Annotated in this window: 12 protein-coding genes and 1 pseudogene; 5 read left to right on the top strand and 8 right to left on the bottom strand. The window is 38.9% G+C overall.

The genetic code is table 11. The annotated features are described in order from the left end of the window. Positions 1 to 68: 68 nt before the first annotated feature. From FS666_RS07525 to FS666_RS07510, 4 genes are all read left to right on the top strand, one after another. Complete coding sequence (locus tag FS666_RS07525; protein WP_144461225.1) at positions 69 to 938, top strand: purine-cytosine permease family protein; 870 nt, start codon at positions 69 to 71, stop codon at positions 936 to 938. After that, positions 925 to 1,890 (top strand): agmatinase family protein, encoded by a 966-nt coding sequence (locus tag FS666_RS07520; protein ID WP_144461224.1) that lies wholly within the window; start codon positions 925 to 927, stop codon positions 1,888 to 1,890. The genes FS666_RS07525 and FS666_RS07520 overlap by 14 nt, the downstream gene beginning before the upstream one ends. 175 nt (positions 1,891 to 2,065) lie before the next feature. Beyond that, positions 2,066 to 2,857 carry a carbon-nitrogen hydrolase family protein gene (locus FS666_RS07515; protein ID WP_144461223.1) on the top strand — a complete coding sequence of 264 codons (792 nt, stop codon included), beginning with the start codon at positions 2,066 to 2,068 and terminating at the stop codon, positions 2,855 to 2,857. A 787-nt stretch (positions 2,858 to 3,644) separates the two neighbouring features. Continuing rightward, the gene (locus tag FS666_RS07510) at positions 3,645 to 5,243 is read left to right on the top strand and encodes a methyl-accepting chemotaxis protein (protein WP_144461222.1); all 1,599 of its coding nucleotides are present in this window, start codon (positions 3,645 to 3,647) and stop codon (positions 5,241 to 5,243) included. 355 nt (positions 5,244 to 5,598) lie between these two features. Here the strand turns inward: FS666_RS07510 and tnpC are convergent, their stop codons facing one another. The 3 genes from tnpC to FS666_RS07495 all read right to left on the bottom strand — a co-directional run bounded on the left by tnpC (position 5,599) and on the right by FS666_RS07495 (position 7,806). After that, positions 5,599 to 7,173 carry an IS66 family transposase gene (gene tnpC / locus FS666_RS07505; RefSeq protein WP_144461221.1) on the bottom strand — a complete coding sequence of 525 codons (1,575 nt, stop codon included), beginning with the start codon at positions 7,171 to 7,173 and terminating at the stop codon, positions 5,599 to 5,601. A gap of 88 nt (positions 7,174 to 7,261) precedes the next feature. After that, the gene (tnpB, locus tag FS666_RS07500) at positions 7,262 to 7,615 is read right to left on the bottom strand and encodes an IS66 family insertion sequence element accessory protein TnpB (RefSeq protein WP_033826477.1); all 354 of its coding nucleotides are present in this window, start codon (positions 7,613 to 7,615) and stop codon (positions 7,262 to 7,264) included. Then, positions 7,612 to 7,806, bottom strand: a complete 195-nt coding sequence (locus FS666_RS07495) for a hypothetical protein (RefSeq protein ID WP_033826476.1) — start codon at positions 7,804 to 7,806, stop codon at positions 7,612 to 7,614. Before FS666_RS07495 ends, tnpB begins: the two co-directional genes overlap by 4 nt. Positions 7,807 to 8,245: 439 nt before the next feature. Here FS666_RS07495 and FS666_RS07490 point away from each other — a divergent pair, with 439 nt between their 5' ends. Beyond that, entirely contained in the window at positions 8,246 to 10,462 is a 2,217-nt protein-coding gene (locus FS666_RS07490; RefSeq protein ID WP_244943868.1) for a TOTE conflict system archaeo-eukaryotic primase domain-containing protein, read from the top strand. Between the two features lie 113 nt (positions 10,463 to 10,575). On the opposite strand, the gene FS666_RS07485 is transcribed toward FS666_RS07490, so the two are convergent. From FS666_RS07485 to FS666_RS07465, 5 genes and pseudogenes are all read right to left on the bottom strand, one after another. Then, positions 10,576 to 11,103, bottom strand: coding sequence for a PIN domain-containing protein (locus FS666_RS07485; protein ID WP_144461220.1), 528 nt, complete (start codon positions 11,101 to 11,103; stop codon positions 10,576 to 10,578). Beyond that, a complete protein-coding gene (locus tag FS666_RS07480; RefSeq protein ID WP_186306494.1) occupies positions 11,084 to 12,241 on the bottom strand; it encodes a helix-turn-helix domain-containing protein in 1,158 nt (385 codons plus the stop codon). Before FS666_RS07480 ends, FS666_RS07485 begins: the two co-directional genes overlap by 20 nt. 328 nt (positions 12,242 to 12,569) lie before the next feature. After that, positions 12,570 to 12,950 (bottom strand): sigma factor, encoded by a 381-nt coding sequence (locus tag FS666_RS07475; protein WP_144461218.1) that lies wholly within the window; start codon positions 12,948 to 12,950, stop codon positions 12,570 to 12,572. Next, positions 12,947 to 13,246: pseudogene (locus FS666_RS07470) on the bottom strand (YciI family protein); the annotation flags it as partial. The pseudogene FS666_RS07470 and the gene FS666_RS07475, both read right to left, overlap by 4 nt. A gap of 17 nt (positions 13,247 to 13,263) precedes the next feature. Further along, a complete protein-coding gene (locus FS666_RS07465) occupies positions 13,264 to 14,631 on the bottom strand; it encodes a sigma-54 interaction domain-containing protein (protein WP_186306493.1) in 1,368 nt (455 codons plus the stop codon). Positions 14,632 to 14,701: the final 70 nt, after the last annotated feature.

The raw sequence follows: 14,701 nt of genomic DNA, 5'->3' as shown, positions 1-14,701 counted from the left end.
ATTATACCAAAGGCTGGAGCCCTTTTTGTATTTAGTTACTAGATTTTACTTTCGTAATTCAGGTTTATATGTTAATAAAATTGTTGAGTGCTGAGAATCTTGCAGCGCTGTTAAGCTTTAAAGCAACGCGAGAGACAAGTTGGGTATTTGCATTTGAAGCCATATTTGCATACGCAGTTGTGTGGCTGCAATATATAGGTTCTTGGAACCGTATGGCTAAAACTGAAAGGGGTGGTGTTTGGGGAACATATATTGGTTTAGCCTTAGCAGGGATGTTGCTTGGAATTGTGGGTGGAATGGCTACAATATTGACAGGTGAAGTAGATCCAACGCAATGGATGCTTGAACTTAATTTAAGCGTGATGGCATTTATTTGTATTATTGCTGGTACGATTACAACGATTACTATATTAATATATTCTGGAGCTATGTCTCTATTGACTGTATTTCCAAATTTAAACTTTAGAATTGTCACCGTTTTCATCGCGTTACCAGCATTGCCATTTATCTTCATCGGTTCACTGCGAGAAGCTTTTGATTTTATTTTGATTTTTGGAGCTATGTTAGCAGGACCATATTGGGCGATTATATTAATCGACTATTTCTTATTAAGAAAACAAAAAATTAATGTAAAAGCTTGTTTTGAAAAAGAAGGACCCTATAAGTATTTTAAGGGATTTAATCCTGTTGCTATTTTTTCACAAATAGTTGGTATGATTGTTTGGCTATTCTTAGGCGGTTGGATGACAGGGTTTACATTTATTACTAGCTCTTTTGGGATGACTTTATTTAATGGTCTTGGAGCTACGTTCCCTGCAATAATCGTCTCGGCACTTGTTTATTATGGATTGACAAAACTTTTTCTAAAAAAGTATAACTTTGGAGATTATGGTTATTCAAAAAAAAGTCTTGGAGGGGTATTAAATGAAGACAAATGATACTTGGAGCTCAGTTTTACACAAAGGACCTGCAACATTTTTAAATAGCCCTGTTATGGAGCCTGATCAACATAAGATAAAGGAAGAAGGAGTAAAAGCAGCCATACTAGGAGTTCCATTTGATGGTACAACAATTACTCGTACAGGTTCTTCCATGGGACCAAGAAAAATTCGCGACGTCTCTTCGATGACCATCCCTTATCATTTTGATTATGACGTAGATATTATGGAAACGTATAATATTCGCGACTGTGGGGATGTAAATGTAAAAATCGGGGATGCCTTCAGCACGATTGAACGCGGGGGGGAGAATGTAATCGAGATTCTTAAAGGCGGAGCGATGCCAGTCCTTGTTGGTGGGGATCATGTGATTACTGTTACTTCAACAAGAGCGTTGAACCAATTTGATCCAACTAAAAAGTATGGTTTCATTCTTTTTGACTCTCATTTGGATACTGCCGAAGATGTAGGCGGAGATCCATGGAACCATTGCTGTCCTGTACCTAGAACAATGGAGCTGGATTGTTTTGATCCTAAAAATGCCGTCATCATTGGTGCGGGCGGCCCGATGAACCCTAAAGCTGAACTTGAGTATGTGAAAGAAAATGGAATTTCCCTATATACAATGAGAGACATTTATAAAAAAGGTATACAAGAAGTAGTTGAAGAAGCTATTAAAATTGCTTCTGACGGTACAGATGGTGTATATATTTCTTTTGATATGGATTCATTGGAGGCTTCCCAAACACCTGGTACATGTGCACCGACTCCCGGCGGAATTATGGTTAGGGAAATGATACAAGCAATCGAATTGCTGGGACAAGTAGATCTTGTTGGATTCGATGTTGTAGAAATCGCACCTCCATATGACCACTCAGATATAACGGCAATTACAGCAACACGTTTTATTGTAGATATGCTTGCATCTCGTGCAAAATACATGAACAAATAATATCTATAAGGTTCTAAATTTTTTAACCACTGAAGTTATTTTGTTGGAACTGCGGAAAATGAAAGCCCCTTGCCACTAAGGGGCTTATCATTTGTTGAGGGTTACCAAAGTTTTTGAAAGTAAAATTAACTAATTGAAAGAGCTTACTAAAAAAACCTATTTAGGAGAGATATTTGTGAAGGAAATCAAAGTATCTGTCGCTCAACTCATACCAAAACTGGGTGATAAACAAGGTAATCTGGAGCAAGTGCAAGAAGCGATAGTGAAAGCGAAGAATGAACAAGCACAATTAGTCACTTTCCCAGAATTGTTTCTCACTGGTTACTCAGTTGGAGAAAATGTAAGTACACTGGCTGAAACGATCGATGGCCTGTACATGACAAAGGTCCGCAACTTATGTAAAGACCATGAAATCTATTTGGTTATCAGCTTTCCTGAAGATGGGCAAGACGGCAACTATTACATTTCCTCAGCGCTCATTGATCCTAAGGGGGAAGTGTTGGGAGTTTATCGAAAAGTTCATCTGTTTGATAGTGAAAAGAATTATTTCCAACCCGGATCAAAATTTGAAGTAATCGATACTCCACTCGGATCAATCGGCATGATGATTTGCTTTGACGTGGAGTTTCCTGAAGTTGCACGTGCACTTAAACTAATGAGTGCAGACTTCATTGTAATCGTAAACGCAAATATGCATCCGTACGAACTCCAGCATCATTTATTTTCACGATGCCGTGCAATGGAAAACGAAATCCCGGTCATTATTTGTAATCGATTAGGGAAAGAAGGAGAGCTTGATTTCTGTGGAGATAGTATGGTGATTGATGCGACAGGAGAGATTCTACTTTCGTTAAAAGATAAAGAACAAGTTCGATCGGTTACGTTACCAATTAAACAAGATCTTGACCCCAAGATGAGTTACACCGCGAATCGAAGAGACGATATGTACGGCATTCTTACTGAATAATTAAGTTGTTAATATTTCTTTGCCTAACAACGATTAGCTTTAAGAACAATAATCCTATAACAAAATAATACGGGCAAAAATTCTATGTTCGTAAAAAAATAAAAATTTACTCTTTATTTAAATAAAGCGCTTTGGTATAATTTTCCCAAGCTAAAAGTCCTATATATTATTATTTTATCTGTCCACCTTAAGGGGAGCTTATCACAAATTATATTTCCTGCCTGTTTTTATGGAAGCTATGCATGTTGTGGCTGCTGAACTAGTGAATTTACTAGGAGTAAAATAAAAGCCTTGCTACTCTTTTTTTATGTAACAAGGCTTTTTTAAGTTGTTTCACACGCCTAAAGAAAGTATTCTGAGACTTTGGGGTTCACTTTTAATTATCTTTATTAATATTTCTTTTTCTTCGGGTGTGATGCCCTACAAACTTGTTTAATATACATTGGTTCTTGATTTTCACTCATTCACTGTTTAATTAAGTCATTATTTATTTCTAATACTCTTAATAATAACACTCGTAATACAACTTTAATGTACTTTTGTTATGATGCACACCATTTCCACATCTATGATTTGGCCTTTTAGACTTTCATTGAAATGTACATAAAATTTCCGAGTGACTACTAGGGTATATGACTTTCTTTTTTATTTGAAATATCAATATGTAGTCTACTGAAAGCATAGGGATTCCAAATTTATCCATTTAATTTAATTTAATTGTTGCTTGGATATTATCGGGGGCAGACTGTTAACAACAACAAGAAATATAAGTAAGGGGATGTTACATATGCGTTGGTATCTTAATAGGAAAACGTCATTCAAATTGTTATCAGCTTTTATATTGATCGCTGTAATACTTCTTGGTGTAAGTATTTATGCAATGGAAAGTATGAAGAAAATGAATTATAATCTCTGGATGACATTTGAAAAGTCGTTTATACCATTGGATCATCTTACTCGTGCCCAAACGGATCTGTATAAACTAAAGGGTATTTGGCAGGACATGGCAATATCTGATTCGAAGCAGGATGCAGAGAAATTAGAACAAATCAAGGCTATCAGGCAAGACATTGAGAAAAATGCCACAACTTACAGCGATTCATATATTGGGTTTGATGAGGAGATAGCAAAGGAGGGGGAAATATTTCGCAAGGAGTTTTTCTCCAGTTTCAATAAATATAATAAAGCATACGATAATGCAATCCAATCACTATCTGCCGATAAAAGTAATTTTCAGCAACTGGATGTGGAATTAAATAAATTACATGAAGAGATCATCAACTTTATTGATGGAGTGCGAGTCGTTGATAAGGAAATCAATGGAGAGGCATATGATGTATCTCAGAAGCGGTATTCCACTACAAAAACCATTATGATTGCCATCTCAATATTGACATTCGCCATTTGTATCGCACTCGGGCTTTTCCTTACAAGGACCATTGCCCATCCTCTCAATCAAATGAAAAACTTAATGGAAAATTTATCCGAAGGAGATCTTACCCAAACCGCCGGTATTAAGACAAAAGATGAAGTTGGTATATTGGCCCAGTCTTTCAATAAAATGATCACAAACTTGAGGGCTACCGTTCAAAATATATTAGGTGCTGCCGAAAATTTGTCAGCTTCTTCCGAGCAAGTATCTGCCAGCATGAATGAAATCGCCAGTGCAAGCCACAACCAAGCAAATTCTGCCCAAACGATGAACGAGCTGTTCAGGGAGTTGTCGGAAGCGATAAATGCTGTTGCTCACAATACGGAAAAGGCCGCGGAACTGGCTAACAATACGATTCAGATTGCGCAGGATGGGGAAAAAGTGGTACTTTCTTCAGTAGAAGGGGCCAACAAAATTAATGAACAGATGTCAAAATTAGAGCAAGATTCAAATAAAATTGGTGAAATTATAGAAGTCATTGATGATATTGCTGATCAAACGAATCTCTTGGCGTTAAATGCCGCCATTGAAGCAGCTCGTGCAGGGGAACAAGGCAGAGGTTTTGCAGTAGTAGCTGATGAAGTCCGCAAACTGGCGGAACATAGCCGGGAAGCGACAAAGCAGATCACTACGCTCATAAAAGGAATGCAAAAAAATATGGCACAAAACTTGAAGTCAGTGTCTGAAGGACGAGCCTTCACTGAAAAATCAGGGGTAGCTTTTGAAAATATCATCCGAATGGTAAATGAAACAGGCAATAAAGTAACGGAAATTGCCGGTGCCAGCGAAGAGCAAGCAGCGCAATCGGCAGAAGTCTTGAGATTTATTGAAAGCATTTCTGCTGCAACAGAAGAAGCTTCGGCAAGCAGCGAGGAAACAGCCAACACCGCCCATGCGTTAACAGAATTGGCGGAAGAGTTAAATGCTTCGGTTGACGCCTTTAAATTGACATGATCAGGTAGTTACAAGAATCCTGCTGAGACTAATGCAAAACTTCTTCAGGTAGGGAATTCTATTTCAAATAATAACGCTTTTTCAGTTTTTCAGTTAAGTATGGAGAGGCTTTTACGCATTTTGACAGAGGAATATATAATCCGAAGAAGGGGCTGTCCAGAAAGTCAGTAAAAACTGATTTTCTGTGACAGCCCTGTTTGTTTTTATAGCGAAAGGTGCCTACAAAAAAATCGACCCTTCTAGTAAAATGAAAGTGACCAAACCAACAGTAAGCCCGAAATAAAAAAATAAACGCACCTTAATGGTACGTACTACAAATAACCGTAAAACCATGATTTTTTTATCAGATTTACGGTTATTTTACACATTCTGCTTGGATTGTTTTTGACCAAGGCAAATAGTTGTTTATAATTTCTGGGTTTCTTTGGATATCCAAATTTGGTAGTTCTTTCAGTATCCTTACTAGATACTGGTAGAAATCTATCCCATTCGCTTTAGCTGTTTCTGCGATACTAAGGCAGATTGCGTTTGCTTTTGCACCAGCTTCGCTCACGGAAAATAACCAGTTTTTTCGACCAATTACATTCGGGCGGATGGCATTTTCGGCGGGATTGTTATCAATCTCTATTCGGCCATCATTCAAGAATGCTTTTAATCCGTTCGCTCTATTTAGCGTGTATTCAGCTGCTTTAGCGAGTGCATTTTTCCCGTAAAATGGTGATTTTTCAACCCAGGAAAGAAACTTATCAACTAACGGTTTCGAGTACTTTTTGCGATTTTTCCTTCGTTTACTTGGGGATAAGTGCTTAAATTCCCTTTCAAGGCGAAATAAATCATCGCAGTATTTTACACCAATTCGTCCGTTTTTACTGTCTGCTTTTAACCAATAACGTCTAACATGAGCCCAACAATTGGCAAAGGTAATCCTTTCAATTTTGTCATATGCTGAGTAACCATCACAGACAATCGTTCCTGAATAATTTTCAATAAAGCCTTCAAGAACAGATCGAGCTCGTGATAATGAACTTTGAAACAGAACGATAGTTGGACCTTGACTAGGTACACTTCGATAAACCCAGTTATAAGCGTTAGATTGGCCAGGTTTTCCATCCGATCGATTGATAACTTGTCCATAAGTTTCATCGACGTGTAAAATGGACTTTTTTAGCATGATGTTTTTCATTCGCTCATATATAGGCAAAAGCCAGTCATGTGATGCCCGAATAACCCAATTAGAAAGATTTTTATCATTTGTATTTAATCCATAACGATCCCATTCCTTTACTTGCCGGTAAAGGGGTAAGTATTGAACGAATTTATCATAAATAACCTTGGCAAGAACACTCGGACCAGCAATGCTTCGTTGAATCGGAGGCTGAGGTGATTTGCCACGTTTAATTTGTGCCTTTTGGGATAAATCGGCTTTGCAGTTTCTACATTCATATGCATGTTCAATATGTTGAATTTTTTCCATTCTTGCAGGTATGAATTCAGCCTCTTCACGGACAATTGTCGTACCTATTTCAGTCATCTGACACTGACAACAATCACAAATCGTATTATCCGGATGATAATGAATGGTCTTTACTTCAATATTTTCATGTAATGAATCATTCCGTTTTTTATTCTGAACTTTGCGTACAACAGTGTAAGAAATCGTTTGTTGGCTTTGTTCTTCTGTGTGCTCAGATTCATTAAAAGATGAATCATCTTCGAATAATGAAATTTGCTTATCATCATGTGCATTATATTTCGTTTTCTCTGTTTTTGATCCATATAAAAGTTTCGTTAAATAGCGAACTTGCTCAGTTAGTGATTCTATCTGTTTGGATAATGCTTCATTTTGTTGATTAGAATGAGCTAATTGTTCTTCAAGAAGCCGAATTAATTTCTCGTATTGATTCTGATTATTAGACGAAGCATTAACCACAAGACTCACCACTTTTCGTTCAAATAAGATAATATTAGTATAGCATCTTGAACGTAATGAAAATAGCTTTATTTCAACTTTAATAGAGTTAAAATTGTCCTTTTTGAGATGGTTGAATGGCTTTTGGCTGCTGAATGCATAACCCTTCTAATAACCAGCGTAGTTCTTGTTGGGATAGATTTCGTACTTCCTTTTCGTTTCTGGGCCATTGAAGTTTTCCATTATCTAATCGCTTATAAAGCATGGCAAAGCCGTCACCGTCAAAATATAAACATTTATAGCGATCTTTACTCCACCCAGAAAACAAGAAAATTGAATCACCATAAGGATCTAGTTCAAAAGAATCCTGAATTAGTGTAGCTAATCCATCTATTCCTTTTCTCATATCTGTCTTACCACAGATAATATAGATATTTTTCACACTCGAGTAATCATGTCTCATAAATCTTTCAACTCCCTCATGACAGTTTGAATGATGTGCTCATCAATACCGTTGGAGAAGGAGATTTCAACTTTACCAAACTTAATTGTACAAGTTGAATTCGAAGAGGAGACAGTTGATTTTGTGATTGGAGTATTTTCTGTATTGGAATGCAATGTTACGGGGACAATAGTTAATTTTTGTTCTGGCATATGAAAAGCACCTCCTTTGATTGATAAGTCAATCTTAACAAGAGGTGCTGTTGAATTATATGCGTTGTTTGAATGGGGGCTTACAACCAACATTTCAGAAAAGACGATTTTTTATGAGTAATCCGAAGACCACTATCAACGAGTATAACACACGAGTTAAACGAAATTTAAGGTTATCATAAATATAAATGTCAAAGGTGCTTTGTTCAACAATATAAGTAGGGACCATCTTTATCGATGGAAAAGTATTCCATTTGATTTCAGGTGAATAATATTCTAAATTTAAGGAAAGAACGGAATAATGCATAACACACCAAGGTTCGCTGGTGGAAAAAAGTTTTGACGCGGGGATGACCGATATAAAGTGGAAAATTGGAAGCAGGAACTCAATAAACTCCGACAAGAAAATCGGTATTTAAAGCAATTGTTGAGGAAAATGATGCATAGTCAAACGGCGGCGGAGCCAGAGAAAATCATCACTAATAAGTCTGCCTCAGAGGAGAAAGTCGGTCTTTTCAAAAGTTTATTTAAAGGTCGGATAGATGTCTATGCCTTACGTTGGGAATCAGCAGATGGAGGGAACGGCTATACTCCCGCCTGCGCTTATGAATGGCAAAAACCGATTTGTTTGAAACCGAAAATTCGTTGCAGCCAATGCCAAAATCGGAAATTACTTCCTCTTACAAATCAGGTTTTATACGATCATTTAAGCGGAAAGAAGACAATTGGCATTTATCCATTGATGGCCGATGAAACATGCTGGTTCTTGGCAGTTGACTTTGATAAAAAGCAATGGAAAAAGGACGTTCTGGTGTTTTTGGAAACATGTAAAAAGTTCAATGTTCCCAGCCATATTGAAAGGTCTCGGTCAGGGAATGGAGCGCATGTTTGGATCTTTTTTTCGTCTGCGATAAGGGTAGCAACCGCCAGAAGGTTAGGGTTTGGCTTAATTAAGCAGACCAAATCACGCTATCATGAATTTGACTTGGACTCTTTTGACCGCATGCTCCCTAATCAGGATTACTTGCCGAAAGGAAAATTTGGAAACCTGATTGCTCTCCCTTTACAGAGGGGACCTCGACAAAAGGGTAACAGTGTTTTTGTGAATGAAAGTTTTGTTCCGTATCCGGATCAATGGATGTACCTGTCATCGATACGGAAAATGACAGAACAAGAAGTTCAGGAGGCTATCCAAGCTTGTCATCATGAAGATGCAGAGACGGATTTTTTACCACCGAAAAAAGTCACTTTAAGATTAAAGAATGGCATTCACATTAAGAAAAATGGGATTCCTTCTTCATTATTAACTAATATAGCGAATATTGCCTCATTTCAAAACCCGGAGTTTTATAAAGCCAAAGCAAAAAGGCTTTCTACACATCAAATTCCGAGAATCATCCATTGTGCTGCGGATCGCCAGGATGATTTAATTCTGCCGCGCGGCTGTTTTGAGGATTTGTTGGATTTTTTGAAGGAACAATCCATTGAAGTTGAGGTTATTGATGAGACTTATGAAGGTGATCGGATCGAGGCCGAGTTCCAGGGAGTATTAATATCGCAACAGGCTGATGCTGTGAACACAATTTTACAAAACAATGCCGGGACGCTTTCTGCCACCACAGGTTTTGGTAAAACAGTGGCCGCAACAGCGCTAATCGCTGAGCGGAAAGTCAACACATTGATTATTGTTCACCGCACGCAGCTCATGAAGCAATGGATAGAACAAATCGCGGCATTCCTGAACATTTCGCCGGAATCAATCGGGCAAATCGGCGGAGGTAAAAATAGAGTTACGGGAAAAATTGACGTGGCCACCATCCAGAGTCTGAATTTTGGTGGACAGTTGAAGTCATTTGTCACTCAGTATGGGCAGATTATTGTGGACGAGTGCCATGTGATATCAGCTTTTACCTTTGAAAAAGTACTGAAGCAAGTGCGGCCGAGATGTGTTGTTGGCTTGACAGCAACGCCCATACGAAAAGACGGGTTGCATCCAATCATTAAGATGCAATGCGGACCCATTCGCTATACGGTAGATGCGAAAACGCAGTCACTGGTTCGCCCTTTCATCCACCGATTAGTCATAAGAGAGACCTTTTTTCAAACGAAGAAAACAGATTTTCATAAAATTTGTCAAGAGCTGGTTTTGGATGAGAAGAGGAACCTCCAAATATTTGAAGACGTGTTGCATTCCTTGGAGGAAGGGAGATCTCCGCTTATTTTGACGGAACGTCTGGAGCATCTGCAGATATTGGAGAACCAGTTCAGAGGCTTTGCGAAAAATATCATCGTATTATCCGGGAAAATGAAGAAGAAAGAACTGACAAAAGCGCTGCAAAGGATTTCTGAAATTCCAAAGGATGAGGAAAGATTGTTGATCGCCACAGGCAAGTTCATAGGCGAAGGCTTTGACGATGCCCGGTTGGATACTTTGTTTTTGACAATGCCCATATCGTGGAAAGGTACCCTTCAGCAATATGTCGGGCGGCTTCACCGTAATTTTGATGGCAAGGAAGAGGTAAGAGTCTATGACTATGTAGATGAAAAGGTGCCTGAGTTAAAAGCTATGGCGGAAAAGCGGTGGAAGGGATATAAGCGGATGGGCTATATAAAGGAAGATGGAAAGCAAGTGCATGAGCAGATGAGGTTGTTTTGAGCAAATGGAATGGCACCTCCATATTTGTGAATTGGGGAAACAAAAGACAGCTCTTTCGGTAAATGGAGGAAGCTGTCTTCGTTAGTTCGGCAGGGAAAGACAATATATATTTTTTACAAAAAAGGATACTGTTTAAAAACCTGCTGCTTCAATTTTTCTGAAATTCTGCATGTGCATTCATTAAAGAGCTTAATGATAAGCTCCCTGAATTCCTTATCAGATAGGATTCCATGTTCGAAACAGCTTGATAATATCCCAATTGTACCTGTGTGCTCAATGTTATATTCGTCACACGTTTCCTTAATTCTTCTTTCGTTGGAGGTGCAAAGTACCGCTTGTTCAAAGGCTATGACAATAACTTCAACGTCGTAATCGGAAAGCTTCCTTTTTGAAGTAGAAATTTCAAGGAATAAACCATAAGCTGTTTCAGTACTGAAATTAGCCAGTTCAAAGCTTAAATATTCCAAGTGTTCCGCATCAGCTTCTCTAATTTCATGTTCATAGATACTTTGAGGGATAAGCACCGTGGAAAAGACTTCATTAAGAAGTTCTATACACCCAAGCTCTATGAAATCACAGATAACATTGTTATCTAATACAGCGGGTTTACCCTTTAATTCCTTAATCTTCCGGATATCCAAATTCGGCCCATTCCTTGGTTAAATTTCTTGCGGAACGTGTGTTGAGATTAAGAACTTCTGCCACTTTATTAACGGTGATTTCTTCTTTTAAAAATAAGTCTTTTAGTATAAACTTCAACTTTTGATTTTTTTCCAGCGGTTCCATTGGGTAAGGCTCTGCCTTTTCAAACCCCCGGTCTTTCAATTGTTTGTTGAGAAATCCAAATATTTGCCCGCTAATAAATTTTTCCTCCAACAAGGCCACTAACATCGCCTGGGCACTGACACCGAATTCTTTTTTTAAATTAATTAAATCATTAAGTGAAAAAAATCGATTCCCTTTGAAATAATAATCATAAGCTCCGTTCTTAAGAATAGGTCTCGGAATTAAAAAGTAGCTGGCAAAAGTGTTGGCTACTTTTTCATTAATATCATTTTTATAATTGGTATAGGTTAGATTAGCGGTTCCTTTGCTGTACTGATCCCTATGGAAAATGAGATGGCCTAACTCATGAACGACACTGAAAATTTTACGTTCTTCCGGAATGTTGGGATGGTTATTTAAAAGTATAAAAGAACCTTTAGCTTTATCAAAGACAGATAAAGCATCAACATTTAAGGTCTCGTATTGAAAAGAGTAAACATGAATGTTATTTCTTTCAAGAACGCTGTAAATGTCTGCTTTTAAGTCTTCTTCTATACCGAGGGATTTCCTGAACTTTTGTGCAACTTCTTTGATTGCTTCTTTATGATGTTCATCCAAGCTGTTTTTCTTCAAGTCCAGATGGTATTCTTCCGGTAAATAAATTACTTTGTTTTCTTCGGCTAAAGTCAAAATATCCCAGTAACTATTCAATTTATTAGTTAGAAAATTAATAAGCTTTACATCAGCATTCTCCTGGGGATTATCGGCCCTAAACATAAAGGAAAATTCCATGTTGTTATCGGTTTCCATAAAATATGTCAGGGGGACATTCGCTAAACGGGAAAGTTTAAATAATTTGGCACTGTCGATAGTTTGTTCACCTTTCAAGTAATTACTGACAGTTTGCCGGGTAACTCCGAGCACTTGGCCCAGCTGTTCATTGCTTAACCCCAATTGCTCTTTTATTTTATTAATGTTATCCCCAATAACTTTTGAAATATTGAGGTCGTTCAAGAAAAACACCTCCATTTGTTAAAAAATTATACCATTAAAAAATAAACGGATGAATTAATGTTAAGTTTTTTTACTATTATATCATTTATAACACAAATTGGTGACTTATATTCCACAAAAAGTTAAGAATTTTTTGAAGGGAGCTTAATTCTTCAGAAATTAAAATGAGCCATAATTTATGTAATTCCCATGGGCTAACAATCCAAATAAAACTTGGACAAATTTTAAACTTTAAACAGCAAAAAAGTCCTCCTCTGCAATAATGACAAAGGTTACGCAAGCCAATGTCAGGCAGAGGAGGACTTCCATTATGGATAAATAAAGTTTATCACATACAAAGTGAAATTGCATGGCAGGTGGTGAAGATCAATCGCAGCAGATCGTCGCCGACGTTGCTGTCCATGGCGTCCCAATCCAGTTCCTGCCAATAGTCCGTTTCTTGTCCTAATTGCCGGTATTTCTCTTCCCTTCGTCTGTCCCGGCGGAACAAGTCGATGGCCCGGCGTTTGGCCACTGCCGTGAGCCAAGCGCCCGGGTTGTCCGGGACGCCGGTCTTGGGCCACTTCTCAAGCGCGATGACCAGTGCATCCTGCGCCAGGTCCTCCGCAAGTCCGACGTCCTGCACCATTCGCGTCAATCCGGTAAGGATCCGGGCTGATTCGATTTTCCATATCGCATCGATTTTGCGATGGATTTCCGCATTCTTCATACCTGTTTCGTCCTCTTCAACAGTTCATCCAGTTCGTCGGCTTTTGAGTGCGTAGCCGGATCTTGCGTCAACTCTGCCGGCTCAATCACTTGACGGAGTTCGATTTCTCCCTCGCCACCGCCGTACGGGTCCGGCATGCGCATCGCCCATTCAATGGCTTCTTCGCGCGAATGCACGTCAATGAGGTAAAAGCCGGCAATCAATTCTTTCGATTCCGTGAACGGGCCGTCTCTGACGACCGGTTTTCCGCCGGGGTCCGGATACGAAATGCGAATCGCATTTGAGCTGGGGTGCAGCCTTGGGACTGTCCCCTCTATAATTTATACTTCTTCAGTTTCCTGACTATGGTTGGCTGGCTGACATTTAAGGCTTTTGCCATTTTTGTTGTGCTGGTGTATTTTTCGCGGGCATCTTTCAGGACTCGAATTTCTGTGTCTTCCATGATCTCTTGAAGAGATTTGTGTCCCACTTCAATGAATGGAGCGGCCAATTGAGTTGGCCTGATGTTGTCAGGCAGATGTTCAGGCAAAATGATATCTTCTTCAATCGTCAATACGAGCCTTTCCACAATATTTGAAAGCTCACGCACATTGCCGGGCCACGGATAACGAAGCAGGCAGTCAATCGTTTCATGTGACAGTTCTTTTTGCCTGCCGTATTGTTTATTGAATTTTTTTGTCATATTCATTAAAAGGCTCAGAAGGTCTTCCTGTCTTTCCCTTAAGGGCGGGATCATCATATGGATGACGGATAGCCTGAAGTATAGATCTTCTCTGAATGTTCCTTCTTTGATCCGTTCTTCTAAATTGACGTTGGTAGCCGCCACTAAACGGAAGTTCACTTCTCTTGGCTGTGAATCTCCGATCCGGTAAAAAGTCTTGTCCTGAATGAGCATCAATAATTTAGCTTGCAATTTGGTCGGCAGTTCACCAATTTCATCAAGGAAAAGCGTTCCGTTTTGGGCTTTTTCCACCAGGCCCACTTTTCCTTTTGGGCTGGCGCCTGTAAACGCGCCCGGTTTATAGCCAAATAACTCTGATTCTATTAATGATTCAGGGATACTACTGCAATTGATGGCAACGAATGCTCCTTTTCTATTGCTCTTAATATGAAGCTGCTCTGCCAAAAGACTTTTTCCCACTCCAGATTCTCCGGTGAGCAGCACGGTTGCATCGGTATCCGCCACACGGTCCATGATTGACAACACTCGCTGCATTTTAGGGCTCTTTGCAATGAGGCGGGAATCTTCCTTTTGGAGTTCTTGATAGTGCTGTAATTCTTTTTTTATGTTCTCCAGTTCGCTCTCCACTTTCTTAACGTAGGCCTTCATTTTTTCGATTTCGGTGATATCCTGCGAATAGCAGACGATGTATTCAATATTTTGCATGTCATCATAGATGATGTTCCCCGTCACAAGCAGTTTCTTATCCTGCCTTGTTTGCTGGATCAAAGTTTGTTTTTGGCCGCTCTCTATGACCATTCTTGCAACAGACGGGTAAAAGACTTTCTTTTTCTCCAATTCTAAAACGTTATTTCCGATAATCTCCTCTTTTTCCATATTAAACCAGTATTCTGTTGAATCGTTTGCATAAACAATATTTCCGTGTTTATCTGTAATAACAACATCTGTATAGAGGCCGTCAACAATCTCTTTCCACCGCTCTCCGATTTCCAGTCCCATTACCCCACCCCATTTTTTACTAATATAACTATTATACATAATTGTATAGACCTATACAATTGTGTATAGG

This window comes from Siminovitchia fortis, assembly GCF_007681465.1.
In the GTDB taxonomy this organism is placed as follows: domain Bacteria; phylum Bacillota; class Bacilli; order Bacillales; family Bacillaceae_C; genus Siminovitchia; species Siminovitchia fortis.
Note: the sequence above shows the minus strand (reverse complement) of the source record. Positions and strands in the feature narration are given on the sequence as shown.

What these genes read in the sequence shown, in the direction of transcription:
- FS666_RS07520 (WP_144461224.1), top strand. Translation starts at nt 925, where the DNA reads ATGAAGACAAATGATACTTGGAGCTCAGTTTTACACAAAGGACCTGCA.
- FS666_RS07475 (WP_144461218.1), bottom strand. Translation starts at nt 12,950, where the DNA reads ATGAAGAATGCGGAAATCCATCGCAAAATCGATGCGATATGGAAAATC.
- FS666_RS07465 (WP_186306493.1), bottom strand. Translation starts at nt 14,631, where the DNA reads ATGGGACTGGAAATCGGAGAGCGGTGGAAAGAGATTGTTGACGGCCTC.
- FS666_RS07490 (WP_244943868.1), top strand. Translation starts at nt 8,246, where the DNA reads ATGCATAGTCAAACGGCGGCGGAGCCAGAGAAAATCATCACTAATAAG.
- FS666_RS07495 (WP_033826476.1), bottom strand. Translation starts at nt 7,806, where the DNA reads ATGCCAGAACAAAAATTAACTATTGTCCCCGTAACATTGCATTCCAAT.
- FS666_RS07510 (WP_144461222.1), top strand. Translation starts at nt 3,645, where the DNA reads ATGCGTTGGTATCTTAATAGGAAAACGTCATTCAAATTGTTATCAGCT.
- FS666_RS07525 (WP_144461225.1), top strand. Translation starts at nt 69, where the DNA reads ATGTTAATAAAATTGTTGAGTGCTGAGAATCTTGCAGCGCTGTTAAGC.
- tnpB (WP_033826477.1), bottom strand. Translation starts at nt 7,615, where the DNA reads ATGAGACATGATTACTCGAGTGTGAAAAATATCTATATTATCTGTGGT.